Here is a 26,647-nt window from a genome sequence, read left to right on the forward strand (position 1 = left end):
AACGGACGCTTCCTTTGTACTCACCCTCTCGGGCTTTCCTCCGGGCTTTCGTTCTGTGTTCTTGCGTTTCCGACTCTATCAGACTCTTTCGTGTCCGACTTCCTCGGTGCTTTCCAGGTTTTTCGCTTTCGCGTTTTCCCTTTCCGGCGATTCCGACTCTATCAGATCCTTTCGGGCCTGACTCCCAGTCAGCGGGTATTTGCTTCGGGGCTGTTGGGCCCTTCGGCGAGTGAGACAGTAGCGGATTCCTTGCCCCCGAACCTAATCGGCGGCGGCGTCCTCGGACGCAGATTCCTCATTCGCAAATACGCATGAAAACGGGACGACGGAGTGCGTCGTTCGTTCGAATGTGTAGTGCGGGATGGCCGTCCGGGGACCGACCGGGGTCGGCGCTCACTTCGGACAACTCGAAGAACCTTACGGATCGGGCACACCTGTGTCAACCTCCGGCTGCCCACCGGCTGACCACCGGCGCGGGATGCGCGAACTTCACGCCGTCGTCGTCCCGTTCCGTCTACGCTGGGCCCATGACTACGCATGCGCTCACGCTCAACCTCCGTTGGTGGGCCGCCTGACGGCGGCCGATCTGCAACGCGAGCACGCATGCGCTCACGGCCGCCGCTACGGCGGCCGTTTTTGTTTCTCCCTCCCCGGGAGTGGCTCGGTCGCCCGACGCGGTGGCCTCGACACCACTCACGTACAAGCACGTACAAGGGAGAGCAGGACATGACGAGGATCTTCAGCGGGGTCAAGCCGACCGGACATCTGACGCTGGGGAACTACCTGGGGGCTGTACGGCAGTGGGTCGCCGCCGACCAGGAGCCCGACGAGGCGCTGTTCTGCGTCGTCGATCTGCACGCGCTGACCGTCGAGCACGAGCCGGCCCGCGTACGGCGGCTCAGCAGGCAGGCCGCGACGTTGTTGCTCGCCGCCGGGCTGGATCCGCAGCGGTGCACGCTGTTCGTGCAGAGCCATGTCGACGAGCACACGCGGCTGGCGTACCTGCTGGAGTGCACCGCCACCGACGGAGAGCTGCGGCGGATGATCCAGTACAAGGAGAAGGCGACGAAGGCACAGGCCTCCGGGGACGGCGTACGGCTGTCCCTGCTCACCTATCCCGTGCTGATGGCCGCCGACATCTTGGCGTACCGGACCGATGAGGTTCCCGTGGGAGAGGACCAGCGGCAGCACGTCGAGCTGACCCGGGATCTCGCCGTGCGGTTCAACCAGCGCTACGGACACACCTTCACCGTGCCGAAGCCGACCCTCCCGGCGGTGGCGGCGCGGGTCATGGACCTGCAGGATCCGACGTCGAAGATGGGGAAGTCGCACGAGAGCGGTGCGGGGATCGTCTATCTGCTCGACGAGCCCGAGGTCGTCCGCAAGAAGGTGATGCGGGCCGTCACCGACAGCGGGGACGGCGGTGTGGTCCACGACCGGGAGACACGGCCGGGTGTCGCGAACCTGCTGGACATCCTGGCCGCCTGCACGGGCGGGGATCCCGTGGCGCTCGCCGGGGGCTACACCGGCTACGGCGCGCTCAAGCGGGACGTCGCCGACGCGGTGGTCGAGCTGCTGCGGCCGGTGCGGGAGCGGCACGCCGAGCTGGCGGCCGATCCGGCGGAGGTGGACAAGGTGCTGCGGGAGGGCGCCGGGCGGGCCCGGGAGCTGGCGCGGCCGGTGGTGGACCGGGCGTACGAGGCCATCGGGCTGCTGGCGCCCTGAGCGGGGCGGGTACGGGCCCCCGGCTCGGGGGCCCGTACCGCGCGGTCAGCTGTTGCCGGAAGCGAGTTCGCGGCTTCGGTCGCGGGCCGCTTCGAGCGCGGCGATCAGGGCCGCGCGGACGCCGTGCTTCTCCAGCTCCACGATCGCGTTGATCGTCGTACCGGCAGGGGAGGTGACGGCCTCGCGGAGCTTGACCGGGTGCTCCCCGCTGTCGCGGAGCATCACGGCGGCGCCGATGGCGGCCTGGACGATGAGGTCGTGGGCCTGGGCGCGGGGCAGGCCGAGGAGGATGCCGGCGTCGGTCATGGCCTCCACGAGGTAGTAGAAGTAGGCGGGCCCGGAGCCGGAGAGGGCGGTGGCCGCGTCCTGCTGGGACTCGGGGACGCGCAGGGTCTTGCCGACGCCGCCGAAGATCTCCTCGGTGTGCAGGAGGTGCGCGGCGGTGGCGTGGCTGCCGGCCGAGATGACGGACATGGCCTCGTCGACGAGGGCCGGGGTGTTCGTCATGACGCGGACGACGGGGGTGCCGGGCCCGAGGCGTTCCTCGAAGAAGGCGGTCGGGATGCCGGCGGCGCCGCTGATGACCAGGCGGTCCGCGGGGACGTGCGGGGCGAGCTCTTCGAGGAGCTTGGCCATGTCCTGCGGCTTGACGGTGAGGATGAGGGTGTCGGCGCGCTTGGCTGCTTCCGCGTTGCTGACGGCCTCGACGCCGTAGCGGGAGTGCAGCTCCTCGGCGCGCTCCGGACGGCGGGCGGTGACGAGGAGCTTCGAGGCGGGCCAGCCGCCGCGGATCATTCCGCTGAGCAGGGCCTCGCCGATCTTGCCGGTACCGAGGACCGCGACTGTCTGGGTCATGCCCGATTCACCTCGCCTGGGGGTACCTCCCAGCGGTGGCTGGGGGATTGTTGCCCGCGTGCTGCGGATACGTCCTCATCCTTGCACTCGGGCGGGGAGCGGAGGGCGGTTGTCCGGTCCGTGGTCGTCAGGGGGTGCGCCGGCGGAGGGTGGCCGCGCCGAGGGCGAGGACGAGCAGGGCGCAGGCGGCGACGACGACGGCGTCGCGGACGAATTCGGCGGTCATGTCGGTGTGGGTGAGGACCTGGGTCATGCCGTCCACGGCGTAGGACATGGGCAGGACGTCGGAGAGGCCTTCCAGGACGGGGTGCATGGTGTTGCGGGCCGCGAAGAGGCCGCACAGCAGCAGCTGGGGGAAGATCACCGCCGGCATGAACTGGACGGCCTGGAACTCGGAGGCCGCGAAGGCGGACACGAAGAGGCCGAGTGCGGTGCCGAGGAGGGCGTCGAGGAGGGCGACGAGCAGGAGCAGCCACGGGGAGCCGACGACGTCGAGGCCGAGGAGCCACAGGGCGAGGCCGGTGGCGAGGAGGGACTGCACGACGGCGACGGCTCCGAAGGCGAGGGCGTAGCCGGCGATGAGGTCGCCCTTGCCCAGCGGCATGGCGAGGAGGCGTTCCAGGGTGCCGGAGGTGCGCTCGCGCAGGGTGGCGATGGACGTCACCAGGAACATCGTGATGAGCGGGAAGATGCCGAGGAGGCTGGCGCCGATGCTGTCGAAGGTGCGCGGGGTGCCGTCGAAGACGAAGCGGAGCAGCGTCAGCATCAGTACGGGGACCAGCAGCATCAGCGCGATGGAGCGCGGGTCGTGGCGGAGCTGGCGCAGGACGCGGGCGGCTGTTGCGGTGGTGCGGGCGGCGCTCATTGCGGTCGTGGCAGTCATGGCTGGGGCTCCCGGGCGATGGCGTCGGCCTCGTCGACGAGGCGGAGGAAGCCTTCCTCGACGGTGGCGGAGTGGGTACGGGTGCGCAGGGCGTCGGGGGTGTCCTGGGCGAGGATGCGGCCCTCGCGCATGAGGAGCAGGCCGTGGCAGCGCTCCGCCTCGTCCATGACGTGGGAGGAGACGAGGAGGGTGGTGCCGCGGGTGGCGGCGAGGGTGTGGAAGAGGTTCCACAGGTCGCGGCGCAGGACGGGGTCGAGGCCGACGGTGGGTTCGTCGAGGACCAGGAGCTCGGGGGTGCCGAGCAGGGCGACGGCGAGGGAGACGCGGCTGCGCTGGCCGCCGGAGAGGTTCCCGGCGAGTGCCGTGGCGTGGCCGGAGAGGTCGACGTCCGCGATGGCGCGGGTGACGCTCTCGTGGCGGCGTTCGGCGGCGGCGCGGCCCGGGTCGAGGATCGCGGCGAAGTAGTCGAGGTTCTGCCGGACGGTGAGGTCGTCGTAGACGGAGGGCGCCTGGGTGACGTAGCCGATGCGGTGGCGGAGCTCGGGGTGGCCGGCGGGGCGGCCGAGGACGTCGAGGGTGCCGGTGACGTGGGCCTGGGTGCCGACGACGGCGCGCATGAGGGTGGACTTTCCGCAGCCCGAGGGGCCGAGGAGGCCGGTGATACGGCCGCGGGGGACGTCGAAGGCGATGCCGTCGATGACGGTTCGGGGGGTGCGGCCGGTGCCGCGGCGGACGGTGAGGTCGTGGGCGTGCACGGCCGGTTCGTGGGTGTGTACGGCTGGTGGGGGTTCCTCGGGCTGGTTATTCATCATGTGATGAATAATGCTCCTGGCGGTGCCGGGGCGTCAATCGGGGGGTGCGCTACTTCTTGCGCTTGGGGCGGCGCGCGGCCGGGTTGCCGGTGCGGGCGCTGCGGCGGCGGGCGAACTCGGCCACGGCGCGCTCGTACTCGGCGCGGCGCAGCTTCTCGCCCGGGGCCTCGACGAGGCAGCGCAGGAAGTACGCGATGAGGGAGCCGATGAAACCGATCGTCTTGAGGCCCTTGAGGGCGGCCTCGTCGGAGGAGGGGGCCGGCCGGCGGCTGAAGGAGTCCCAGGTCTTGGCGAAGGCGATGGAGCTGGCGACCGCGAAGAGCACGACGACGGAGATGCTGAGGAAGGGGCCGACGTCGCCGATCTCCAGGCCCTCGTAGGCGAGGCGCAGGAGGAACGCGGCGGCCACGGCGGTGACCAGCGAGCCGACGGCGACGGCGGCGCGGCGCAGGGCGTAGTTGCCGTCGTGGTTCACCCAGGTGGTGCCGAAGTAGCGGATCGGCTCGGGCTCGGGTCCGGCGGGGGTCGCCGGGGCGGGGGCCGGGGCCTGCGCGGCCGGCTCGGCTGGGGGTCCCCCCAGCGGTGGCTGGGGGAGGGGCTGGTGTCGGTGGTCGTCGTTCACACCAGCGATTATCTCCCGCCGGGCCCGGCCGGCCGGGTGCGTCTCACGTGTCAGACGGGCGGCGCGGGCGCCGGACGCTCAGCCGCAGCGGTTGGCGACGTAGCCGTCGCTGCCCGTCTTCACGTACGCGTCGGAGACGAACAGGCCGTTCCCGATGCAGTCCCAGACGTTCGTCGTGCCGTAGGGGCCCGAGACGGTGGTGCCCGGGCACTGGCAGCGGATCCCGACGACGGCGTCGTAAGGGAGCACCTTCACGACCGAGTAGTTGGTGCCCGGACCGCTGCGGACGTTGACACGGTATCCCGGCGCGACCGGGAAGTACTCGAAGCCGTCCCCCTCAGTGCTCTGGACCTGATTCATCTCGTTCTCAACCGACATAGGAAATCTCCCCCTTTGAGCATGAAGCTCTGCAACTCGCGCAGGGTAGCAGGCCCTTACCGATCCATATGCGCCATCGACTAGGCTCCGGCGGGGGTGGTCGGCAGTGTATTCACTGCGCGCGGAACGGGCCGGATTTCCGGAGTACGCCGGGCAGTACCGGCTGGAATCCGTACTGGGTTCCGGTGGCATGGGGGTGGTCCATCTGGCCACCTCCGCATCCGGGCTGCGGCTCGCCGTCAAGGTCGTACACGCTCAGCACGCCGTGGATCCGGAATTCCGGGCCAGGTTCCGGCAGGAGGTCACGGCCGCCCGGCGGGTGAGCGGGGCGTTCACCGCGCCCGTCGTGGACGCGGATCCCGACGCGGAACGGCCGTGGATGGCCACCTTGTTCATCGACGCGCCCACACTCGCCGAACAGGTACGGGAGCAGGCGCTGGGCCCCCTGGAACTGGCCAGGCTCGGCGCCGGGCTGGCGGAGGCGCTGCGGGACATCCACCGGGCCGGTGTCGTGCACCGGGATCTGAAGCCGAGCAACGTCCTGATGGCGTCCGACGGGGTACGGGTCATCGACTTCGGGATCTCCCGGCCGGCCGACAGCGATCTGCGGACCGAGACCGGGAAACTGATCGGGACGCCCCCCTTCATGGCTCCCGAGCAGTTCCAGCGGCCGCGGGAGGTCGGGCCCGCCGCCGATGTCTTCGCGATGGGCGCCGTCCTCGTGCACGCTGCGACGGGGCGCGGGCCCTTCGACTCCGACAGCCACTACCTCGTCGCGTACCAGGTGGTGCACAGCGAGCCCGATCTGACCGGGGTGCCGGCGGCGCTCGCGCCGGTCATAGCGCGCTGCCTCGCCAAGGATCCCGCCGACCGGCCCACGCCCGACGCACTGCTCCACGAGCTGCGGGCAGCCGCGTACCCGACCGGCGAGGAGACCCGGGCCTTCATACCGCAGCCGCGGCAGCCACTGGTCCCGGAGGCGAAGCCTGCGGTCGAGGAGGAAACCCACCGGCGGGTGCGGGTCGAGGAGCCGGCCCGGCTCACGAACCGCCGCCGGCTGCGACGGTGGCGAACCGCTGCCGCGCTCGGAACGGGCCTGTTGCTGACGGGTGGGGCGGCCGGCGGGTACCTCCACTTCAGGGAGGATCCGGGGCAGACCGTACGGACGTCCGCGGCGGAGCCGACGCCGCCGGGACAGCCGCTGAAGCCGTGGGCGACACCCCTGGAGAGCCAGGGCCGCGAGAACCTCGTCGTGTCCTGCTCCACGGCCGTCGGTGCCGTGTACTGCTCGACACCCGGTCTGACCGCCGCGCGGCTGAATCCGGCGGACGGCTCCGTCACCTGGTCCGTGCGCGCGACGACACCGGGTGCGGACGGTCAGTCGCCGCTGTCCGTCGGCGGACTCGTCCTGACGGCGACGCCGGGCAGCCGCACGGTCCAGGCCTTCGACCCGGGAACCGGTACGCAGCGCTGGCAGAAGCCGCTGCCCGGGGGCGGCCGGATCGTGCCGGCCGGCGGGGCCGTGATGGTGACGGGCGGGGACGGCAAGGCGACCGCACTCGACCCCGCCACGGGAGCCACCCGGTGGACGAAGCAGATCGGCGGCGTGGGATCGCTCTGGCTCGCCGGCCCGGAGGGGCCGGACGGCTGCTTCCTGTACGCGGCCACTCCGGCCTCCGACGGCCGCTCGACCCAGGTCTCGGCCGTCGACTGCGCGAGCGGCACGGTGCGGTGGCAGCAGCACACCCCCGGCACGGCGGAACCGGTCGGGGTCTCGCACGGAGCACTGCACCTGCTGCGGACCGACACCGGGTCGCGGACCCGCGGGGTCCTGCGAGTGGATCTGCGGACGCGGTCCGTGAAGGAGACCGCGCTGCCGGTCAGCCTCCCCCAGGCGCAGGCAGCCGTCGACACCCAGGGCGTGGTCTACGTCTTCGGTGCGTCGGGCGCGCTGGCGGCGGTCGGCCCGGACAAGGAGGAGTGGCGGCTGGAGACCGGCGTGGCCGTCGCCTCACGGCCCGTGGCCGACGGCGGCCGCGTCTACCTGACCGCGGTGGACGGCCGGCTGCTCGCGGTCGACGCCGCCGCCGGCCGTCTCATGGGCCAGACGAAGCCCCGTATGGGCACGGGCCGTTCCTTCACGGCGACGGTGCCCGCGCCGGTGGTCGGCGACGGGCGGGTGTTGGGGAGCGCGCCCGACGGATCGGTGTTCGCCGTGGACGCGGCGAACCCCGCCGGGTGGTGACCCTTCCGGCGGGGTTCGGGGCGTGGGGAGCCGGGGTGCGTCAGGAAAGACGGCTCACGTCGCGGACCGCGCCCTTGTCGGCGCTGGTGGCCATCGCCGCGTAGGCGCGCAGGGCCGCGGAGACCTTGCGCTCGCGGTTCTTGGGGGCGTAGACGCCGGCGAGGGCCTCGTGCCGCGCCGCCAGCGTGGCGTCGTCGACGAGGAGCTCGATGGAGCGGTTCGGGATGTCGATGCGGATCCGGTCGCCGTCCTCGATGACCGCGATGGTGCCGCCCGAGGCCGCCTCCGGGGAGGCGTGGCCGATGGACAGGCCCGAGGTACCGCCGGAGAAGCGGCCGTCGGTCACCAGGGCGCAGGCCTTGCCGAGGCCGCGGCCCTTGAGGAAGGAGGTCGGGTAGAGCATCTCCTGCATGCCGGGGCCACCGCGCGGGCCCTCGTAGCGGATGACGACGACGTCGCCCTCCTTGATCTCCTTGCGGAGGATCTTGTCGACGGCCTCGTCCTGCGATTCGCAGACGACCGCCGGGCCCTCGAAGGTCCAGATCGACTCGTCGACGCCGGCCGTCTTCACGACGCAGCCGTCGACCGCGATGTTGCCCTTCAGGACGGCGAGGCCGCCGTCCTTGGAGTACGCGTGCTGCACGGAGCGGATGCAGCCGCCCTCGGCGTCGAGGTCGAGGCTCTCCCAGCGCTCGGACTGGGAGAAGGCGGTGGCGGAGCGCTTGCAGCCGGGGGCCGCGTGCCACAGCTCCATGGCCACCTCGGACGCCGTGCCGGAGCGGGCGTCCCACTCGGCCAGCCAGTCCTCCAGGTTGGTGGAGTGGACCGAGGTGACGTCCTTGTTCAGGAGCCCGCCGCGGTGCAGCTCGCCCAGGATGGCGGGGATGCCGCCGGCCCGGTGGATGTCCTCCATGTAGTACGTGCCGCCGGGCGCCACGTTCGGGGCGACCTTGGCCAGGCACGGGACGCGGCGCGAGACCTCGTCGATGTCCTTGAGGTCGTAGTCCAGACCCGCCTCCTGCGCGGCGGCCAGGAGGTGGAGGATCGTGTTGGTCGAGCCGCCCATCGCGATGTCGAGCGCCATGGCGTTCTCGAAGGCCTGGCGGGTGGCGATGTTGCGGGGCAGGACCGAGTGGTCGTCCTGCTCGTAGTGGCGCTTGGTGATCTCGACGATCGTGCGGCCGGCGTCCTCGTACAGGGCGCGCCGGGCGGTGTGGGTGGCGAGGACCGAGCCGTTGCCGGGGAGGGCCAGGCCGATGGCCTCGGCGAGGCAGTTCATCGAGTTGGCGGTGAACATGCCGGAACACGAGCCGCAGGTCGGGCAGGCGTTCTCCTCGATGCGCAGGACGTCCTCGTCCGAGACGTTCTCGTTGGAGGCGTCGACCATGGCGTCGATCAGGTCGAGCTTGCGGACGGTGCCGTCGACGAGGGTGGCCTGGCCGGCCTCCATCGGGCCGCCGGAGACGAAGACCACCGGGATGTTCAGGCGCATGGCGGCCATCAGCATGCCGGGGGTGATCTTGTCGCAGTTGGAGATGCAGATCAGCGCGTCGGCGCAGTGCGCCTCCACCATGTACTCCACGCTGTCCGCGATCAGGTCGCGGGACGGCAGGGAGTAGAGCATGCCGGCGTGGCCCATCGCGATGCCGTCGTCGACCGCGATCGTGTTGAACTCGCGGGGGATCGCGCCCGCGGCGCGGATGGCGTCGGAGACGATCCGGCCGACCGGGGCCAGGTGGGTGTGGCCGGGCACGAACTCGGTGAACGAGTTGGCGACCGCGATGATCGGCTTGCCGATGTCCTCGCTCGCTACGCCCGACGCACGCATAAGGGCGCGTGCGCCCGCCATGTTGCGGCCGTGGGTGACGGTGCGGGACCTCAGCTCGGGCATCGGGTTCACTCCCCATGAGTGCGGCCGGCCTTGCGAGCGCGGCCACGACTGTAGATATGAATCAGTTACGAGGCTACGCCCCTCGCCCGGGATACGGACAGCAAGTCCGCATGCCGGGACGGGCGGGTCATTCCTCGGTCAGGTAGCGCTGCAGGGTCGGGGCCACCAGGGCCACGATGTCCTCCGGGTCGGCGGACGCGAGGGGCTCGACCTGGACGACGTAGCGCAGGATCGCGATGCCGACCATGTGGGAGGCGGCGAGCTCGGCGCGGAAGGTCGGGTCGGGGACGTCGAGGTCGGCGGCCACGCGCTCCAGCACGCGGCGCAGGACGAGCCCGCGCAGGACCTTCGCTGCGGCCTCGTGCGTGAGGGCGGAGCGGATCACGGCGAGCAGCGGGACCCGGGTGACCGGGTTCTCCCAGACACCGAGGAAGTAGCGGGCGAGGCGTTCGCCGATGCCGTCCGGGCCTTCGCCGAGGATCGCCGGAACCACCATCGCCGGCTCCATGCTCAGCTCGATGGCGGCGGCGAAGAGGTCTTCCTTGCTGCCGAAGTAGTGGTGCACCAGGGCCGGGTCCACGCCGGCGGCCTTGGCGACGCCGCGTACGGAGGTCTTGTCGTAGCCGCGTGCGGCGAACTCGGAGCGGGCGGCGAGGCGGATGCGCTCCTGGGTGCCGGGGCCCTCGTCGGCCTCGTCCTGGCGGGGGCGGCCGGGGCCGCGGCGGCGCGGCCGCGCGGGCTCGGTCATGGCCGGCGGGCCCGGTCGCGCGCGTCCGCGGCGGGGGCGGGCGCGGGGGCCGCGGCGAGGTGCAGGCGGGTGAAGGCCAGCGCCTCGGCGAGGTCCGCCTCGCGCTCGGCGGAGGACATGGCGCGCCGCGTGTTCACCTCGATGACCACGTGCCCGTCGAACGACGTCCGGGCGAGCCGTTCCAGCAGCTCGGCGCAGGGCTGCGTACCGCGCCCCGGGACCAGGTGCTCGTCCTTGGCCGAACCGTTGCCGTCGGCGAGGTGGACATGGGCCAGCCGCTCGCCCATCCGGTCGATCATCGCGGTGGCGTCCGTGCGGGCGGTCGCGGTGTGCGACAGGTCGACGGTGAAGTGCCGGTAGTCGTCCTTGGTCACGTCCCACTCGGGCGCGTACGCGAGCATCTCGCGGTCGCGGTAGCGCCAGGGGTACATGTTCTCGACGGCGAACCGGACGTCGGTCTCGTCCGCCATCCGCCAGATGCCGGTGACGAAGTCACGGGCGTACTGGCGCTGCCAGCGGAACGGCGGATGCACCACGACGGTGGACGCGCCGAGCCGCTCGGCCGCCGCCTGTGCGCGCTGGAGCTTGGTCCAGGGGTCGGTGGACCAGACCCGCTGGGTGATGAGCAGACACGGTGCGTGGATGGCGAGGATCGGGACCTGGTGGTGGTCGGACAGCCGCCGCAGGGCGTCGATGTCCTGACTGACCGGGTCCGTCCAGACCATCACCTCGACGCCGTCGTAGCCGAGGCGCGCGGCGATCTCGAAGGCGGTCGCCGTGGACTCCGGATAGACGGAGGCGGTGGAAAGGGCGACTTTCGCGGTCGGGATGCGGACTGGTTCTGCCACGGGGACAGGGTACGGGCCAGGCAGCCTCCCGGGGCCTCCCGCCCCTCCTCCCGGGACTTCCGCACCTCGTCCCGGGACCTCCGCCCCTCGTCCTGGCAGCCCCCGCCCGCCCCCGGCCACTGCTAGGCGTTGTCCGTCGGCAGGTGGTCCAGCCGGCGCAGGATGATGCCCTCGCGCAGCGCCCACGGGCAGATCTCCAGGTCGTCGACGCCGAACAGGTCCATCGCCGCCTCCGCGACCAGCGCGCCGGCCAGCAGCTGGTTCGCCCGGCCCTCCGAGACGCCCGGCAGGGCGGAGCGCTGGACCGTCGTCATCGCGGCCAGCCGGGGGACCCACTCCTCCAGGGATTTCCGGGTCAGGTCCCGCTGCACGTAGAGGCCCTCCGCCGAGCGGGCCGCGCCCGCGATGCGGGCCAGCTGCTTGAAGGTCTTCGACGTCGCCACCACATGGTCCGGGGCGCCGAAGCGGCTGAATTCGCGGACCGTGCGCGCGATCTCGGCCCGTACGTGCCTGCGCAGGGCCTTCACGTCCATCGCGTCCGGCGGGTCGCCCGGCAGCCAGCCCGCCGTCAGGCGGCCCGCGCCCAGCGGCAGGGAGACGGCCGCGTCCGGGTCCTCGTCGATGCCGAACGCGACCTCCAGCGAGCCGCCGCCGATGTCGAGGACGAGCAGCTTCCCGGCCGACCAGCCGAACCAGCGGCGCGCGGCGAGGAACGTCAGCCGCGCCTCGTCGTCACCGCTCAGGACCGGCAGGTCGACACCGGTCTCGGCCTTGACCCGCGCCAGGACCTCTTCCGCGTTCTTGGCCTCGCGTACGGCGCTGGTCGCGAAGGGCAGCAGGTCCTGGCACCCCTTGTCCTCGGCGGCCTGCACCGCGTCGGTGATCACCGACACGAGACTCTCGACGCCCTTCGGGGTGACGGCTCCGCGCTCGTCGAGGAGCTCCGCCAGCCGCATCTCCACCTTGTGCGAATGCGCAGGCTGGGGGCGCGCACCGGGGTGCGCGTCGACCACCAGCAGATGGATCGTATTCGAACCCACATCCAGGACACCGAGTCTCATAGGGGGAAACGCTACTGCGACGAACGCTCAGGGGTTGCGTAAGGGGCGCTTAGGCTTGGGTTTGTGCCAAATACGAAGAAGGCCAACAAGACCCGGTCGAAGAACGACAAGGGCACCGACAACAACAAGGCCAAGGTCAAGGCCGCGGACGGCGGCAAGTCCAAGGCCATGTCCAAGGCCGCGCTCGCGGCCGACGAGAAGGGCCTCGACTTCCCCCGGGCCTGGGTGGAGTTCCCCGATCCGGCCGATGACGAGCAGGTCTTCCGCTGTGACCTGACCTGGCTGACCTCCCGCTGGACCTGCATCTTCGGCAGCGGCTGCCAGGGCATCCAGGCGGGCCGCGCGGACGACGGCTGCTGCACGCTCGGCGCGCACTTCTCCGACGAGGACGACGAGAAGCGCGTCGCCGGGCACGTGGCCCGGCTGACCCCCGAGCTGTGGCAGTTCCACGACGTCGGCAGCGAGAGCGGGTGGACGCAGCTGGACGACGACGGGGAGAAGCAGACCCGCCGCTGGGACGGCGCGTGCATCTTCCTGAACCGGCCGGGGTTCCCCGCCGGGGCCGGCTGTTCGCTGCACATCCTGGCGCTGAAGAGCGGCCAGGAGCCGCTGGAGACCAAGCCGGACGTCTGCTGGCAGCTGCCGATCCGCCGCACCTACGAATGGATCGACCGGCCCGACGACACCCGCGTGCTCCAGGTGTCGATCGGCGAGTACGACCGCCGCGGCTGGGGCCCGGGCGGCCACGACCTGCACTGGTGGTGCACATCGGCCACTTCGGCGCACGGCGCCGGGGACCCGGTGTACGTGTCGTACCGCGCGGAGCTGACGGAGCTGATGGGCAAGGAGGGCTACGAGGCGCTGGTGAAGCTGTGCGAGGCGCGGCTGGCCTCGCTGCTGCCGATGGCCCCGCACCCGGCCGACCCCTCCTAGGGCCTCCGGAGCCGCCGGGATGGGCGTATTCGGGCGTTCCGACAACGCGGCGAGGTGCCGTAGCCGGCGTCGTGCGCCCGCCGGGGATTACGGGACAGCCCTTAGGCCGCGGAGGCCGACGGCCCCGGGGAAACCGTTCCTCCTGAGGTCGGCAACGGAGTCGGCGTCGCCGACTCCGTCGGCGTGGGAGTGGGTGTCGGGGTCGGCGTGGGCGTCGGGGTCGGTGTCGGTGTCTGCGTAGGCGTGGGCGTAGGTGTCGGCGTGGGAGTCGGCGTCGGGGTCGACGGCGGCTCCGGCGTCGGGGCCGGGCGCCCGCGGCCCTGGATGGCGATGACCGCGCCGGCGGGATCCACCCCCACCCTGGCGGTCCAGGCCCCCACGGGCTGGGCTTCGGGGTCCACTGCGATCCGCAGGGTGACCGATTCTCCGGGGGCCAGCGTGCCCGCGGTCCTGCTCGCGCGCAGCCAGGGCGCGTCGGACCAGAGCCGCCAGTCCACCGGACCGCCGCCGGAGGCGGTGAGGGTGAGCAGTGTGGTGGCGCCGTGGGAGGACGCGGCGACGGTGAGGCGGCCGGGGGCGCCGGGGCGGCCGGGTTCGGGGGTCGCCGGGGGCCCGCTGCTGATCACCTCGACGGAGACGTCCGAGTCGGAGCTGCCCTGGGCGAAGCCGGGGCCGCTCGTGGTGGTGGCGGCGTTCCCGGCGTTCTCGTACGCGGTCAGCGGGCGGCCGCCGACCTGCGGCAGCGGGATCTCGGACTCGCTCGCCGAGATGCGGGTGCCGTCGCCGCCGACGGGTTCGCCGGTGCTGGGCGCGCCGCGGTACGCCGCCCACAGCGCCAGGACCGGCGCCGCGACGACGGTGGCGACCACGGTGGTGGTCACCGCCCGGGAGCGCAGCCGGTCGCGGCGGGCCGCGTGGTCCTTGGGGTCCATCGGGAAGCCGGTGCGGTCGAAGCGCGGGCCGTTCCGGCGGCGGCCCCGGCCGGAGCGGATCATCGCCGCCTGTACGGCGGTGCGGGGGGCGGGGACCAGCGGGAGGGCGGCCGTGTCGACGCCGGAGCCGGGCCAGGGGGCGCCGGCACCCACGCGTTCGGCCACGCGGCGGCAGCGCGGACAGTCGTCGACGTGGCGTACGAGCTCGGCGCGCAGGGTGGTGGACAGCAGCACCTGTCCGTCGCAGGTGAGCCGGGAGACGCTGGGACAGCCGCCGGTCTCCACGACGGCGAGGGCGGCGCGGGTGCGCTCCACCTCACAGGCGGCGCCGGACAGGAGCTCGCGGGCGGCGGCCTCCGAGGTGCCGAGGACGGCGGCCAGCTCGGTGACGCCGAGGCGGTGGCGCACGGCGAGCTCCAGCGCCTCGCGCTGCTCGGGCGTGGTGCCCGCGGCCTCCGGCCAGGCGAGCCGGGCCAGCTCGGTACGGCGGTGGGCGCTCACGTCAAACGGGCGGCGGGCTTCGGGGACCCGGTCGGCCTCGGTGCCGGAGCCGGTTCCGCTGCCCGGCGCACGGCTGGGATCCATGCGCTCCGGCGCGCGCCGGGCGCTATGCGCTCCCTGCCGCGCGTGCCGCTGCTCGGCCAGTCGGCGCAGGCAGCCCCAGCGGGCGAGCGCGTACAGCCAGGCCCGCCGGTCCCCTTCGGCGGGGCACCGGCCGGGATGCCGCTCGGCCACGGCGAGCACGTCGCCCAGCACGTCAGTGGCCGTGTCGTGGTCGCACAGGACCGACAGGCAGTACGTGAACAGGCCGTCCAGGTAGGGCTCGTGCCGGAACGCGGGCGGCTCGTCCCCTTCGCGGGGCGTGCGCCCGTGCGCCCGGTGTGCGCCGGTGCGCGCTGAGGAGCGTGACTGGTTGCTGCTGTCCACCTGGCGACCGTAGGCGGCACGCCGGTGACGCCCCGGAAGCCTTCACCACATTTAGCCCTTACGGGTGAACAGATCGGTGCCCTGATGACTCCGGTGTTGTCGGCTTGCCGCCTGCGCCGGCCCCGCTGTCAGAGGGGTCGTCTACCGTGAGCGGCATGGCTGCCCGCACTGCTCGTTCATCCGCCAAGGACCGGCCGTCCTACCGCTGCTCCGAGTGCGGCTGGACGACGGCGAAATGGCTCGGGCGGTGTCCCGAATGCCAGGCGTGGGGCACCGTCGAGGAAATGGGCGCGCCCGCCGTGCGGACCACCGCCGCCGGCCGGGTGTCGACCGCCGCGGTGCCGATCGCCCAGGTCGACAGCCGGACGGCGACCGCGCGCAGCACCGGCGTGGACGAGCTGGACCGCGTACTCGGCGGCGGGCTCGTGCCCGGCGCCGTGGTGCTGCTCGCCGGGGAGCCAGGCGTGGGCAAGTCGACGCTGCTGCTGGACGTCGCCGCGAAGGCCGCCAGCGATGCGCACCGCACGCTGTACGTCACGGGCGAGGAGAGCGCGAGCCAGGTGCGGCTGCGCGCCGACCGGATCAACGCGCTGAACGACCACCTCTACCTGGCCGCCGAGACCGACCTGTCCGCCGTACTGGGGCACCTGGACGCGGTGAAGCCCTCCCTGCTGATCATGGACTCCGTACAGACCGTCGCCTCCCCGGAGATCGACGGCGCGCCCGGCGGCATGGCCCAGGTGCGCGAGGTCGCCGGGGCGCTGATCCGCGCCTCCAAGGAGCGCGGGATGTCCACGCTCCTCGTCGGCCACGTGACGAAGGACGGGGCGATCGCCGGCCCCCGCCTCCTGGAGCACCTGGTCGACGTGGTGCTGAGCTTCGAGGGCGACCGGCACGCCCGGCTGCGGCTCGTGCGCGGCGTCAAGAACCGGTACGGGGCCACCGACGAGGTCGGCTGCTTCGAGCTGCACGACGAGGGGATCACCGGGCTCGCCGACCCGAGCGGGCTGTTCCTGACCCGGCGCGCCGAGGCCGTGCCCGGGACCTGCCTGACCGTGACCCTGGAGGGCAAGCGCCCGCTGGTCGCCGAGGTGCAGGCGCTGACCGTGGACTCGCAGATCCCCTCCCCGCGGCGCACCACGTCGGGCCTGGAGACCTCGCGCGTCTCGATGATGCTGGCGGTGCTGGAGCAGCGCGGCCGGATCACCGCGCTGGGCAAGCGCGACATCTACAGCGCCACCGTGGGCGGGGTGAAGCTGACCGAGCCGGCCGCCGACCTGGCGATCGCGCTCGCGCTGGCCTCCGCCGCCAGCGACGTCCCGCTGCCGAAGAACCTCGTGGCGATCGGGGAGGTCGGCCTCGCGGGTGAGGTGCGGCGGGTGACCGGCGTACAGCGGCGGCTCGCGGAGGCGCACCGGCTCGGCTTCACGCACGCCCTCGTGCCCTCGGATCCGGGCAAGGTGCCTGCCGGGATGAAGGTCGTCGAGGTGGCCGACATGGGCGACGCGCTACGGGTGCTGCCGCGCGGCCGTGCCCGTACTCCGGCCAAGGAGTAGCTGGTCAGAGGGTCCGTACGGGGTCCCCGCCGGGCGTACCTGGCCAAGCCACGGCGGGGCCGCAGCGCGCGCCGGTAGACTTTGGGCTGGTCCGCCCGGCCGTACGCACGTCTCCGTGCCCGCGGCGCTGGGCGGCGCAACCCGCGACCCGAGGAGTGCAGTGGCAGCCAAGGACGGGGCAGCAGCATCCGGAAAGTCGGGCGCGAGCTCCAAGCAGGAGGCCATGATGCGCGCCTCGCTGAGCGCGGTCGCGCCCGGTCAGCCGCTGCGTGACGGCTTGGAGCGGATCGTCCGCGGCAACACCGGCGGGCTCATCGTCCTCGGCATGGACAAGACCGTCGACGCCATGTGCACCGGCGGCTTCGTCCTGGACGTCGAGTTCACCGCGACCCGGCTGCGCGAGCTGTGCAAGCTCGACGGTGCGCTCATCCTCGACAAGGACCTCACCAAGATCCTGCGGGCCGGTGTGCAGCTGGTGCCGGACGCGTCGATCCCGACGGAGGAGACCGGTACGCGCCACCGCACGGCGGACCGCGTCTCCAAGCAGTGCGGGTTCCCCGTGGTGTCGGTGTCGCAGTCGATGCGGCTGATCGCGCTGTACGTGGACGGGGAGCGCCGGGTCCTGGAGGAGTCCGGGGCGATCCTGTCGCGCGCGAACCAGGCCCTGGCCACGCTGGAGCGGTACAAGCTGCGGCTCGACGAGGTCGCGGGCACGCTGTCGGCGCTGGAGATCGAGGACCTGGTCACGGTCCGCGACGTGACGGCGGTCGCGCAGCGGCTGGAAATGGTCCGCCGGATCGCGACCGAGATCGCCGAATACGTGGTCGAGCTGGGTACGGACGGACGGCTGCTGTCGCTGCAGCTGGACGAGCTGACGGTCGGGATCGAGCAGGAGCGGGAGCTGGTCATCCGGGACTACGTGCCGGAGCCGACGGCGAAGCGTTCCCGCACGGTGGAGGAAGCGCTGCCGGCCCTGGACGCGCTGACGCATCCGGAGCTGCTGGAGCTGGCGATCGTGGCGAAGGCGCTGGGGTACACCGGGTCGCCGGAGACCCTGGACTCGGCCGTGTCGCCGCGGGGCTACCGGCTGCTGGCGAAGGTTCCGCGGCTGCCGGGGGCGATCATCGAGCGGCTGGTGGAGCACTTCGGCGGCCTGCAGAAGCTGCTCGCCGCCAGCGTGGACGACCTGCAGATGGTGGACGGGGTGGGCGAGGCCCGTGCCCGCAGCGTCCGCGAGGGCCTCTCGCGGCTCGCGGAGTCCTCGATCCTTGAGCGGTACGTCTAGGCCCTCGGGCCGCCCCGCAGGGGTTATTCCTTCTTCAGGACGAACGAGGTGCGGGCCACCGGCATGCCGGGCGACTTGACCTCGACCACGTACGTGTCGGGAGCCGCAGCCCCCGCCGGAGGCGACTGGCACTGGTCGGGTGCGCTGAACTTGCGGTCCCACTCCAGTGACTGCTTCGTCTCGCTCTGCGCGGGAACGCGGTAGAACGCGCTGCCCGGGCCCGTCGGACAGTCCGCCGAGGACCACACCGCCTTGCCGCTGGTCGCCTGAAGGATGGTCAGGACCGCCTGCTTCGGGCCGAGGTCGACCTTGCAGGTGGTGCCGGCGATGTTGCGGGCGACGAGTTCGAGGCGGGGCTTCTCGTTCGCCTCATACTCGTTCTTCACGCTCTTGACCTCCCACTGCAGCGCGGCCGGCGCGCACGTGGGAAGGCCGGGGTCCGCCGGGACCGGAGCCGCGCCGCCGGAGGCCGCGCCGCCGGAGGCCGCGCCGCCGGAGCCGGAGGAACCCGCGCCGGTGGAGCCCGTGGCGCTGCCCGGATCGCCGTTCTTGCCCCCGTCCGTGGAGCCCGCGCCCCCGGAGCCCGTACCCGCGGCGCCGCCCGACTCCGTGCGTCCGCCCGGGGCCTGGCTGATCGCCGGACCCGAACCGGCCGGTCCGGGAGTGATCGTGGTGACGGGATCCTTGCCGCCCCGGCCCTTTCCGTTCGTACTCGTCTTGCCCCCGCCGGAACTGACGGTCCATACGGCGAGGAGCGCCAGGAGCGCGACAACGGACGCCAGCACAGCCCTCCGTCGCCAGTAGATGGAGGAGGGGAGCGGCCCGACCGGATTGCGCAGAGATCCCACGGACGGAACTTTACGAGAGTTCGGGACCCGATCAGTGCCCCACATGCCGCACGGCGGACTTGTTTTGGCGATGATCATCCTGCGGGCGCAGCCGGGAGCAGCGGGAATCGGCCAGGGGTCTGATGCGAAGATCGATTCCGCTTGCGTACGGTCGGTGACCATGAACAGCTCCGGCCTCTACCTCGACATAACCGGCTTCGCCCACTCGACACCCGCCTGGGTCCGGTCGGCGTTCGAGGCCTGGACGGAGTACGGGCTACTGCTCTTCGGAGTGCTCTTCCTGGCCGTCTGGTGGCGTTCGCGCGGACACAACGGTCCCCGCGCGGTCGCGCTCGCCGTCCTGGCCCCGCTGGCCACGGCGGCCGTGTACGTCGCCTCGGAGGTCGTGAAGTCCACCGTGGAGGAGGAGCGGCCCTGCCGTGCGGTGGCCGGGGCGGCTGCCTCGCTGGTCCCGTGCCCGGCGACCGGCGACTGGTCCTTCCCCAGCAACCACTCCGCCCTCGCGGGCGCCGCCGCCGTCGCGCTGGCCCTGGCCGTACGCCGCATCGCGCTGCTGACCGTCCCGCTCGCGCTGCTGATGGCCTTCTCCCGCGTCTTCGTCGGCGTGCACTACCCGCACGACGTGGCGATGGGCCTGCTGCTGGGCGGTTCGCTGGCCGCCCTCCTCGTCCTGGCCCTCGCCGGTCCCGTCAGTACGGTCATCGCCGCCATGCGGGCGAGCGGGGTCCGCGCCGCTGTCTGGTTCACCGGCCCGGGCCCGGCGCGCGGGACCCGAAACGTGCCAGGATGCCGTCTGCCATGACTGCATCCCCCAATTCCCCCGAAACCGCCGTCCCCCACCCGCTGCACTCCCCCGTCATCGCGTGGTTCGACGAGCACGCCCGCGACCTGCCCTGGCGCCGCCCCGAGGCCGGCCCCTGGGGGGTCATGGTCAGCGAGTTCATGCTCCAGCAGACCCCGGTCAGCCGGGTGCTGCCGGTGTACGAGCACTGGCTCGCCCGGTGGCCACGCCCCGCCGACCTGGCCGCCGAGGCCCCCGGCGAGGCCGTACGGGCCTGGGGGCGGCTCGGCTACCCCCGCCGGGCCCTGCGGCTGCACGGCGCGGCCGTGGCGATAACGGAGCGGCACGGGGGCGACGTACCGCGGGACCACGCGCAACTCCTTTCGCTGCCCGGGATCGGCGAGTACACCGCGGCCGCCGTGGCCTCCTTCGCGTACGGGCAGCGGCACCCCGTGCTCGACACCAACGTCCGGCGGGTCTTCGCGCGCACCGCCACCGGGGTCGAGTACCCGCCGAACGCCACCACCGCCGCCGAACGACGCCTCGCCCGGGCCCTGCTGCCCGGGGACGAGGACACCGCGGCCCGCTGGGCGGCGGCCTCGATGGAGCTCGGCGCGCTCGTGTGCACCGCCAAGAACCCCGACTGCGCCCGCTGCCCGGTGGCCGGGCTGTGCGCGTGGCGCCTCGCCGGGAAGCCGGCGCACGAGGGGCCGCCGCGGCGCGGGCAGACGTACGCGGGGACCGACCGGCAGGTGCGCGGCAGGCTGCTCGCCGTGCTCCGGGAGGCGGTGGGCCCGGTTCCGCAGGCCGTGCTCGACACCGTCTGGGAGGAGCCGGTGCAGCGCGCCCGGGCGCTCGACGGGCTGGTCTCCGACGGCCTGGTGGAGCCGCTCGAAGGAGGGCGCTACCGGCTCCCCCTCAGCTGATCCGAACCGATCCGCACATGGCTGGAAGCTGAGTCCTCGATTCCGCTTCCAGCCGGGAAACCGCAGCTCACGGGCACTGTTACACAACCTATGGGTGTCCGTGCGCCCACCGAAGGCTGGCCCGCACAGCCCCGTGACAACCCGTCCGTAACTTCGGATCCGTAAGTCGGCGGTTGAGCGGTTGGTCGGAACGGAGGCGGTCTGAGATGGCGCACGGCGAGGTACTCGGATTCGAGGAGTACGTACGCACTCGGCAGGATGCACTGCTGCGCAGCGCCCGGCGCCTGGTCCCGGACCCCACCGACGCGCAGGACCTCCTGCAGACCGCCCTCGTGCGCACCTACGGCCGCTGGGACGGCATCGCCGACAAGTCCCTGGCCGACGCCTACCTCCGTCGGGTCATGATCAACACCCGTACCGAGTGGTGGCGCGCCCGCAAGCTCGAAGAGGTCCCCACCGAGCAGCTCCCCGACGCCTCGGTCGAGGACGGCTCCGACCAGCGCGCCGACCGCGCCCTGCTGATGGACATCCTCAAGGTGCTCGCGCCCAAGCAGCGCAGTGTGGTCGTGCTGCGACACTGGGAGCAGATGAGCACCGAGGAGACGGCCGCGGCACTCGGAATGTCTGCGGGTACCGTGAAGAGCACTCTGCATCGCGCGCTGGCCCGTCTCCGGCAGGAACTGGAGAGCCGGGACCTGGACATGCGCGCGCTGGAACGCGGTGACCACACCATGCGGTACGAAGGGCGTGAGCGGTGCGCGGCCTGAACGGCCAAGGACTGACCGGCAGGCATTCGCTGGTCCTGATGTCGGCGGGGACGGTCGTCCTCGTCGGCACAGCTGTGTTCGCGGTCGGCTGCGCCACGGGCGGCACCGGCCTGCGTGACGGCGGGCCCGCACGGACCGACGCAGTGGCGAAGACCACACCGAACGCCCCCTCCCCCGACGCCTCCTCGGCCGCCCCCTCCGGCGGGCCCCTGAAGAAGGTCGACCCGGTGGCGCTCCTCAAGGCCGACCCCAAGGTCAGCGCCGAGATCAAACGGGACCTCAAGCCCTGCACGGGCAAGGAGTATCCGGTGGACGTGAGCTACGGGAAGGTCACCGGCAGCAGCGTCGTCGACATCGTGGTCAACGTCCTGTCCTGCGCCGACGCCCTGGGGAGGGGCTCGTACGTGTACCGCGCGGACGGCTCGACGTACGAGAATGTCTTCTCGGACGAGCAGCCGCCCGTCTACGCGGAGATCGACCGGGGCGACCTGGTGGTCACCAAGCAGGTGTACGGAAAGAGCGACGCCCTCGCCTATCCGTCGGGCGAGGACGTGATCACGTACCGGTGGAACGGAGAGAAGTTCACCGAGCAGGACCGCGTGCACTCCGAGTACAGCAACGTGGTCGACAGCGGGAGCCAGCCCGCCCCGGCCGTCACCCAGAAGCACTGAGTACCGAAGAACCGAGGCGAGGCTTCCGCATGGCCGAGACCCATGTCCTGTTCGTGGAGGACGACGACGTCATCCGCGAGGCCACGACCCTGGCGCTGGAACGCGACGGGTTCGTGGTCACGGCCATGCCCGACGGCCTGTCCGGCCTGGAGTCCTTCCGGGCCGACCGCCCCGACATCGCCCTGCTCGACGTGATGGTCCCCGGCATGGACGGCGTGAGCCTGTGCCGCCGCATCCGCGACGAGTCCACCGTCCCCGTGATCATGCTGTCGGCGCGCGCCGACTCCATCGACGTGGTGCTGGGCCTGGAGGCGGGCGCCGACGACTACGTCACCAAGCCCTTCGACGGCTCGGTCCTCGTCGCCCGGATCCGCGCCGTGCTGCGCCGCTTCGGCCACGCCGGCGGCCCGCAGAACGGCGGCCCGAACGGCGGCGACGGCCAGGACGCGGAGCGCGGGGTGCTGTCCTTCGGCGACCTGGAGGTCGACACGGAGGGTATGGAGGTGCGCAAGGCGGGCGCGGCCGTGGCGCTGACCCCGACCGAGATGCGGCTGCTGCTGGAGTTCTCCTCCGCGCCCGGCACCGTACTGTCGCGCGACCGCCTGCTGGAGCGGGTCTGGGACTACGACTGGGGCGGCGACACCCGCGTCGTCGACGTCCACGTCCAGCGACTGCGCACCAAGATCGGGCAGGACCGGATCGAGACGGTCCGAGGCTTCGGATACAAGCTGAAGGCCTGAGGCACCAAAGCATGAGGCGCTTCACCCTGCGCACGGGGATCCGCTGGAAGATCACACTCGCCATCGCCGCCGTCGGCGCACTGACCGTCGTCGCGCTGAGCCTGGTGGTGCACAGTGCTGCCCGCGTGTCGATGCTGGAGAGCGCCCGCGAGGTGCAGCTGGACCGCGTGCAGTTCATCTCCCGCAACGCCGAGGCCGGGCGCAAGCCCCCCATGGGCGCCAAGCTCAACGACCCGGAACTGCCCGCCCAGCTGCGGGAGAAGGCCCGCTCCGGGCGGCGCGGGACGTACATCCAGGAGTCAGCGAAGGCGGCCCCCGAGGTGTGGGCCGCGGTACCGCTCGGCAACGGGCAGGTGCTGTCGCTGCACACGCAGTTCCGGGAGAGCGCCAACATGGTGCGCGACCTGGACCGGGCGCTCGTGGTCGGCTCCCTCGCCGTCGTGATCGGCGGTGCGGCGCTGGGCGTGCTCATCGGCGGACAGATCTCGCGCCGGCTGCGCAAGGCCGCGGCGGCCGCGCAGCGGGTGGCGCACGGGGATCCCGAGGTGCGGGTGCGCGATGCGGTCGGGGGTGTCGTACGGGACGAGACGGACGACCTCGCGCGGGCCGTGGACGCCATGGCCGACGCCCTCCAGCAGCGGCTGGAGGCCGAGCGGCGGGTCACGGCGGACATCGCGCACGAGCTGCGCACGCCCGTGACGGGCCTGCTCACAGCGGCGGAACTGCTGCCTCCGGGGCGGCCGACCGAGCTGGTGCGCGACCGGGCGCAGGCCATGCGCGCGCTGGTCGAGGACGTGCTGGAAGTGGCCCGGCTGGACAGCGCGTCCGAGCGGGCGGAGCTCCAGGACGTGGCGCTGGGCGAGTTCGTGAGCCGACGCGTGACGGCGCTGATGCCGGAGGCCTCCGTACGGATCGTCGCGGACGAGATCGTCAGCACCGACCCGCGCCGCCTGGAGCGGATCCTGGGCAATCTGCTGGCAAACGCGGCGCGGTACGGGCGGCCGCCGGTCCAGGTCGACGTCGAGGGCCGGGTCGTGCGGATCCGGGACCACGGGCCGGGCTTCCCGGAGGCGCTGCTGCGCGAGGGGCCGAGCCGGTTCCGGACCGGGTCGACGGACCGCGCGGGCGTGGGGCACGGACTGGGGCTGACCATCGCGGAGGGGCAGGCCCGGGTGCTGGGCGCCCGGCTGACCTTCCGCAACGTGGCCGCTCCGGGCGGCTCGGAGCGCGAGGGCAGGGCCGCGGGCGCGGTGGCGGTGCTGTGGCTGCCGGAGCACGCGCCGACGGCGACGGGAAGCTTCCCGGTGATCAAGCTGCCGCAGGGCTAGGACGCGGGGCCAGGACGCGGGCCTTGTCGGTACCGGGCGGTACGGGCCGGGGGCTCGTGACTTAGCATCCGTGGCATGACCGACGGCACGAATCCTCAGAGCAACCCGCAGCCCGAGCCCGCCCCGGGGAACGGTGGCTACGGGTTCCCGCCGGCACCGCCCGCCCAGGGCGGCTACGGCTTCCCGCCCGGGCCGGTGCAGAGCGGCTACGGCTTCCCACCGCAGGCGCCCGCGAAGGACGCCGGTGGCTACGGCTACCCGCAGCAGCCCGGGCCGCCGAACCCGTACCAGCAGGGCCCGCACCAGCCGGATCCGTACGCGCAGGACCCGTCGGCGCAGGCCCCGTGGTCCCCGGCGCAGCAGGCGGTGCCCGGCATACCCGGCGGCGACCAGCCGGACTGGGAGGCCATGGCGGACCGCTCCGCCGCCGAGCGGCGGCGCAAGCGGCTGTGGATGCTGGGCGGCGGCGTGACCGTACTGGCGCTGCTGGCCGGCGGTGGAACGTTCTTCCTGCTCGGCGGCGACAACGGGAAGCAGGACAAGGCGGACGACAACGCGTCGTCCGCGTCCGCCTCACCGGATCCGTCCGGGTCGAAGTCTCCGGCGCCGTACTCCCCCACCGTCGAGGGTGACCAGACGCTGCTGCGCGACAGCTACGGCAAGATCGGCATCCGGCTGGGCACCGACACGCAGATCGCGCCGGTGGGCAAGCGGTTCCAGATCATCTCGAAGGGGACGGCGAACTCGTACGCGCAGGCCGCCGAGCAGGCGGTGGACGTGTCGAAGAGCTTCACCGTCACGGCCCGCGTCTACAACTCCGCCACCAAGGGCGGGCGGATCGCCGTGAGCCAGGGCGACGGGGAGTCCTTCTCGTTCGAGCTCGGTCTCGACGAGATGAACGGCAAGCCGGCCTGGATCTTCCGGGTGCAGACGGGCGACAAGGGCGCCGCGGCGACCGCGCGGACCGTCGCCGCCGAGGGGCTGCCCATGGTCAAAACACCCACCACGCTGATGGCGACGTACGACGCGGAGAAGAAGACGATCGCCCTCTACGTGGAGGGCAAGAAGGCCGGCGAGACGCAGGTGCCGGGCATCTGGCAGGCCCCCGGTCCGCTCCAGCTGGGGCGGTCCAAGCACCACAACATCTGGATCAACGCGTGGCAGGGGGCCATGCACAACATCCGGATCTACGACTCGGCGTTCTCGCAGGAGCAGGTCACCGCGTACGAGGACGGCAAGCTCCCCGCGACGACGAAGCCGTCGCACGCCTGGCTGCTGACCTGACGCGGCCTGCGCGCCCGACGCGCCTGATGGGTCGGCTGATCCAGCTGGTTCAGCCGGCTCAGGCGGCTCAGCCGGTTCAGACGGTGACGCCGGCGCCGCGCAGGAAGGAGACCGGGTTGATGGCCGAACCGTAGTTCGGGGTGGTCCGGATCTCGAAGTGGAGGTGCGGGCCGCTGGAGTTCCCGGTGTTGCCGGACAGGGCGATCTGCTTGCCCGCGGAGACCTTCTGGCCGATCTTGACCTGGATCTTCGAGAGGTGCGCGTACTGCGAGTACGTGTTGTTCGCGTGCTTGATCACGATGGCGTTGCCGTACGCGGGGCCGTCACCGCCGCCGCCCGGGCCGGCCTTCACGACGGTGCCGGCGCCCGCGGCCTTGACCGGGGTGCCGACCGGGACGGCGAAGTCCTGGCCGGAGTGCTTGTGGGACCACATGCTGCCGCCCTTGCCGAAGGTCGCGGACAGCGTGTACTTCGCGACCGGCTTGCTCCAGGTACCGGCCTTCGCGGAGGTCTGCGTCGTGTCGGCGAACGCGGCGGTCGTCCCGGCCCCCAGAGCCAGCACCGCACCGAGAGTGGTTGCGCCGACGGCGATACGGGTACGACGGGTGATGACGCGCTTCGCGAACATGAATGAGACCTCCGGGGCCGGGGACTGGGACGGGTTCGGGCATCAAGTGACCCGGCACGCTGAGCCGTGTGCCGGGCTTGCCCACCCTTGGTAACCCGCGTCCCCCGACATCCCCAAACCTCCCGATTACTACCGGAGGCCGTAGGTACGCCCTCAGCCGCCCCTCCTGTTGACCCCGTTCCCACTTGGTCAAGGGTGGGGCAAATCGGACCTCTGGATCTACGAAAGTTCCTAGTAGGTCCGATTTGTCCTGTGCGGCTTGTCACCGGGCGGGGGCCATTGGATCTCCCCTTCAAGGCCCCGGCCTCCGGCTGGGCGGCCCGTTCGACTGCTGGAGTCCGTACGCACCAAGCCGGACCTGGGCCCGGCCGGCCACCGATCCGCGGCTGTGCGGGCTCGTCTGCGCCCTGCACCGGCGAGCGGGGCGGCTGCTTCCTGCCGTCGGGCCGCAAGGAGCCTCTCCACGGCCGCCCTGTCGATGCCGCTGCGCCTCCGGGACGCGCGAGCGGGGCCTGCAGCTGCCGGAGCGGGCCGAGATGGACCTGGCCGGGGCCTCGATGCCGCTGGGCCTCCGGGACCGCAAGCGGGGCAGCCTGCGACTGCCGGGACCGGGCCGAGGCCCTGGTCGCGGACGCACTGCCCGCCGTACCCGCCGTCCGGTCCTGCAGAACCGCTACCGCCCGCCCGAGAAGGCCCCCGACGGGCGCGGCGGCCTGGAGACCGTCCAGGGCCGCGGGCGGGGCCTGCGACTGCCGGACCCGACCGAGGCCCTGGTCGCGGACCCGCTGCCCGCCGTACCCGCCGTCCGGTCCTGCAGAACCGCTACCGCCCGCCCGAGGAGGCCCCCGACCGGCGCGGCGGCCTGGAGACCGTCCAGGGGCCGCGGGCGGGGCCTGCGGCTGCCGGACCGCAGCCTGCAGAACCGCTACCGCCCGCCCGAGAAGGGCCCCCGACCGGCGCGGCGGCCTGGAGG

General features: G+C 72.4%; 24 protein-coding genes and 1 pseudogene. 13 read left to right on the forward strand and 12 right to left on the reverse strand.

The annotated features are described in order from the left end of the window. The first annotated feature begins 726 nt into the window (after positions 1-726). Entirely contained in the window at positions 727-1,725 is a 999-nt protein-coding gene (gene trpS, locus ACFYOB_RS19065) for a tryptophan--tRNA ligase (protein WP_388561003.1), read from the forward strand. A gap of 45 nt (positions 1,726-1,770) precedes the next feature. Here trpS and proC read toward each other — a convergent pair whose 3' ends face one another. The 5 genes from proC to ACFYOB_RS19090 form a co-directional block, all read right to left on the reverse strand. Continuing rightward, positions 1,771-2,580 (reverse strand): pyrroline-5-carboxylate reductase, encoded by an 810-nt coding sequence (gene proC / locus ACFYOB_RS19070; RefSeq protein WP_388561004.1) that lies wholly within the window; start codon positions 2,578-2,580, stop codon positions 1,771-1,773. A 127-nt stretch (positions 2,581-2,707) separates the two neighbouring features. Next, positions 2,708-3,463, reverse strand: a complete 756-nt coding sequence (locus ACFYOB_RS19075; RefSeq protein WP_388561005.1) for an ABC transporter permease — start codon at positions 3,461-3,463, stop codon at positions 2,708-2,710. Then, positions 3,460-4,275: an ABC transporter ATP-binding protein gene (locus tag ACFYOB_RS19080; RefSeq protein WP_388561006.1), complete on the reverse strand. Its 816-nt coding sequence runs from the start codon at positions 4,273-4,275 to the stop codon at positions 3,460-3,462. Before ACFYOB_RS19080 ends, ACFYOB_RS19075 begins: the two co-directional genes overlap by 4 nt. Before the next feature lie 49 nt (positions 4,276-4,324). After that, entirely contained in the window at positions 4,325-4,855 is a 531-nt protein-coding gene (locus ACFYOB_RS19085; RefSeq protein ID WP_388561424.1) for a hypothetical protein, read from the reverse strand. A gap of 120 nt (positions 4,856-4,975) precedes the next feature. After that, positions 4,976-5,275 carry a peptidase gene (locus ACFYOB_RS19090; RefSeq protein WP_388561007.1) on the reverse strand — a complete coding sequence of 100 codons (300 nt, stop codon included), beginning with the start codon at positions 5,273-5,275 and terminating at the stop codon, positions 4,976-4,978. Positions 5,276-5,381: 106 nt separating this feature from the next. Between ACFYOB_RS19090 and ACFYOB_RS19095 the strand changes: the two genes are divergently transcribed. Further along, complete coding sequence (locus ACFYOB_RS19095) at positions 5,382-7,520, forward strand: serine/threonine-protein kinase (protein ID WP_388561008.1); 2,139 nt, start codon at positions 5,382-5,384, stop codon at positions 7,518-7,520. Between the two features lie 40 nt (positions 7,521-7,560). Here ACFYOB_RS19095 and ilvD read toward each other — a convergent pair whose 3' ends face one another. The 4 genes from ilvD to ACFYOB_RS19115 all read right to left on the reverse strand — a co-directional run bounded on the left by ilvD (position 7,561) and on the right by ACFYOB_RS19115 (position 12,068). Next, positions 7,561-9,411, reverse strand: a complete 1,851-nt coding sequence (gene ilvD, locus ACFYOB_RS19100; RefSeq protein WP_388561009.1) for a dihydroxy-acid dehydratase — start codon at positions 9,409-9,411, stop codon at positions 7,561-7,563. Positions 9,412-9,538: 127 nt separating this feature from the next. Next, entirely contained in the window at positions 9,539-10,159 is a 621-nt protein-coding gene (locus ACFYOB_RS19105) for a TetR family transcriptional regulator (protein WP_328926976.1), read from the reverse strand. Beyond that, positions 10,156-11,007, reverse strand: a complete 852-nt coding sequence (locus ACFYOB_RS19110; RefSeq protein ID WP_388561010.1) for a sugar phosphate isomerase/epimerase family protein — start codon at positions 11,005-11,007, stop codon at positions 10,156-10,158. Before ACFYOB_RS19110 ends, ACFYOB_RS19105 begins: the two co-directional genes overlap by 4 nt. A 122-nt stretch (positions 11,008-11,129) precedes the next feature. After that, positions 11,130-12,068 carry a Ppx/GppA family phosphatase gene (locus tag ACFYOB_RS19115; RefSeq protein ID WP_388561011.1) on the reverse strand — a complete coding sequence of 313 codons (939 nt, stop codon included), beginning with the start codon at positions 12,066-12,068 and terminating at the stop codon, positions 11,130-11,132. Positions 12,069-12,131: 63 nt separating this feature from the next. On the opposite strand from ACFYOB_RS19115, the gene ACFYOB_RS19120 reads away from it, so the two are divergent. After that, positions 12,132-13,001 (forward strand): hypothetical protein, encoded by an 870-nt coding sequence (locus ACFYOB_RS19120; RefSeq protein WP_388561012.1) that lies wholly within the window; start codon positions 12,132-12,134, stop codon positions 12,999-13,001. 101 nt (positions 13,002-13,102) lie between these two features. Here ACFYOB_RS19120 and ACFYOB_RS19125 read toward each other — a convergent pair whose 3' ends face one another. Beyond that, positions 13,103-14,860: a hypothetical protein gene (locus tag ACFYOB_RS19125; RefSeq protein WP_388561013.1), complete on the reverse strand. Its 1,758-nt coding sequence runs from the start codon at positions 14,858-14,860 to the stop codon at positions 13,103-13,105. A gap of 155 nt (positions 14,861-15,015) precedes the next feature. Here ACFYOB_RS19125 and radA point away from each other — a divergent pair, with 155 nt between their 5' ends. Continuing rightward, a complete protein-coding gene (radA, locus tag ACFYOB_RS19130; protein ID WP_388561014.1) occupies positions 15,016-16,416 on the forward strand; it encodes a DNA repair protein RadA in 1,401 nt (466 codons plus the stop codon). Positions 16,417-16,576: 160 nt separating this feature from the next. Beyond that, positions 16,577-17,701, forward strand: a complete 1,125-nt coding sequence (gene disA / locus ACFYOB_RS19135) for a DNA integrity scanning diadenylate cyclase DisA (protein ID WP_388561015.1) — start codon at positions 16,577-16,579, stop codon at positions 17,699-17,701. A gap of 23 nt (positions 17,702-17,724) precedes the next feature. On the opposite strand, the gene ACFYOB_RS19140 is transcribed toward disA, so the two are convergent. Continuing rightward, complete coding sequence (locus ACFYOB_RS19140) at positions 17,725-18,549, reverse strand: hypothetical protein (RefSeq protein WP_388561016.1); 825 nt, start codon at positions 18,547-18,549, stop codon at positions 17,725-17,727. A gap of 160 nt (positions 18,550-18,709) precedes the next feature. Between ACFYOB_RS19140 and ACFYOB_RS19145 the strand changes: the two genes are divergently transcribed. The 7 genes from ACFYOB_RS19145 (at position 18,710) to ACFYOB_RS19175 (ending at position 25,046) form a co-directional block, all read left to right on the forward strand. Beyond that, on the forward strand, positions 18,710-19,351 hold the full coding sequence (locus ACFYOB_RS19145) for a phosphatase PAP2 family protein (RefSeq protein WP_388561017.1): 642 nt from the start codon (positions 18,710-18,712) through the stop codon (positions 19,349-19,351). Beyond that, the gene (locus ACFYOB_RS19150; protein ID WP_388561018.1) at positions 19,348-20,256 is read left to right on the forward strand and encodes an A/G-specific adenine glycosylase; all 909 of its coding nucleotides are present in this window, start codon (positions 19,348-19,350) and stop codon (positions 20,254-20,256) included. The genes ACFYOB_RS19145 and ACFYOB_RS19150 overlap by 4 nt, the downstream gene beginning before the upstream one ends. A 206-nt stretch (positions 20,257-20,462) precedes the next feature. Then, on the forward strand, positions 20,463-21,023 hold the full coding sequence (locus ACFYOB_RS19155) for a SigE family RNA polymerase sigma factor (protein WP_030010715.1): 561 nt from the start codon (positions 20,463-20,465) through the stop codon (positions 21,021-21,023). A gap of 38 nt (positions 21,024-21,061) precedes the next feature. Beyond that, complete coding sequence (locus tag ACFYOB_RS19160) at positions 21,062-21,694, forward strand: hypothetical protein (protein WP_388561426.1); 633 nt, start codon at positions 21,062-21,064, stop codon at positions 21,692-21,694. 29 nt (positions 21,695-21,723) lie between these two features. Further along, a complete protein-coding gene (cseB, locus tag ACFYOB_RS19165; RefSeq protein WP_388561019.1) occupies positions 21,724-22,434 on the forward strand; it encodes a two-component system response regulator CseB in 711 nt (236 codons plus the stop codon). A gap of 11 nt (positions 22,435-22,445) precedes the next feature. Beyond that, entirely contained in the window at positions 22,446-23,762 is a 1,317-nt protein-coding gene (gene cseC, locus ACFYOB_RS19170) for a two-component system sensor histidine kinase CseC (protein WP_388561020.1), read from the forward strand. Between the two features lie 75 nt (positions 23,763-23,837). After that, the gene (locus ACFYOB_RS19175; RefSeq protein ID WP_388561021.1) at positions 23,838-25,046 is read left to right on the forward strand and encodes a LamG-like jellyroll fold domain-containing protein; all 1,209 of its coding nucleotides are present in this window, start codon (positions 23,838-23,840) and stop codon (positions 25,044-25,046) included. A 76-nt stretch (positions 25,047-25,122) separates the two neighbouring features. Here the strand turns inward: ACFYOB_RS19175 and ACFYOB_RS19180 are convergent, their stop codons facing one another. Next, the gene (locus ACFYOB_RS19180; RefSeq protein WP_388561022.1) at positions 25,123-25,674 is read right to left on the reverse strand and encodes a M23 family metallopeptidase; all 552 of its coding nucleotides are present in this window, start codon (positions 25,672-25,674) and stop codon (positions 25,123-25,125) included. A gap of 536 nt (positions 25,675-26,210) precedes the next feature. Between ACFYOB_RS19180 and ACFYOB_RS19185 the strand changes: the two are divergent. Then, positions 26,211-26,647 (forward strand): annotated as a pseudogene (locus ACFYOB_RS19185) (hypothetical protein); the annotation flags it as partial.

Source organism: Streptomyces sp. NPDC006463 (assembly GCF_042870715.1).
GTDB lineage: Bacteria > Actinomycetota > Actinomycetes > Streptomycetales > Streptomycetaceae > Streptomyces.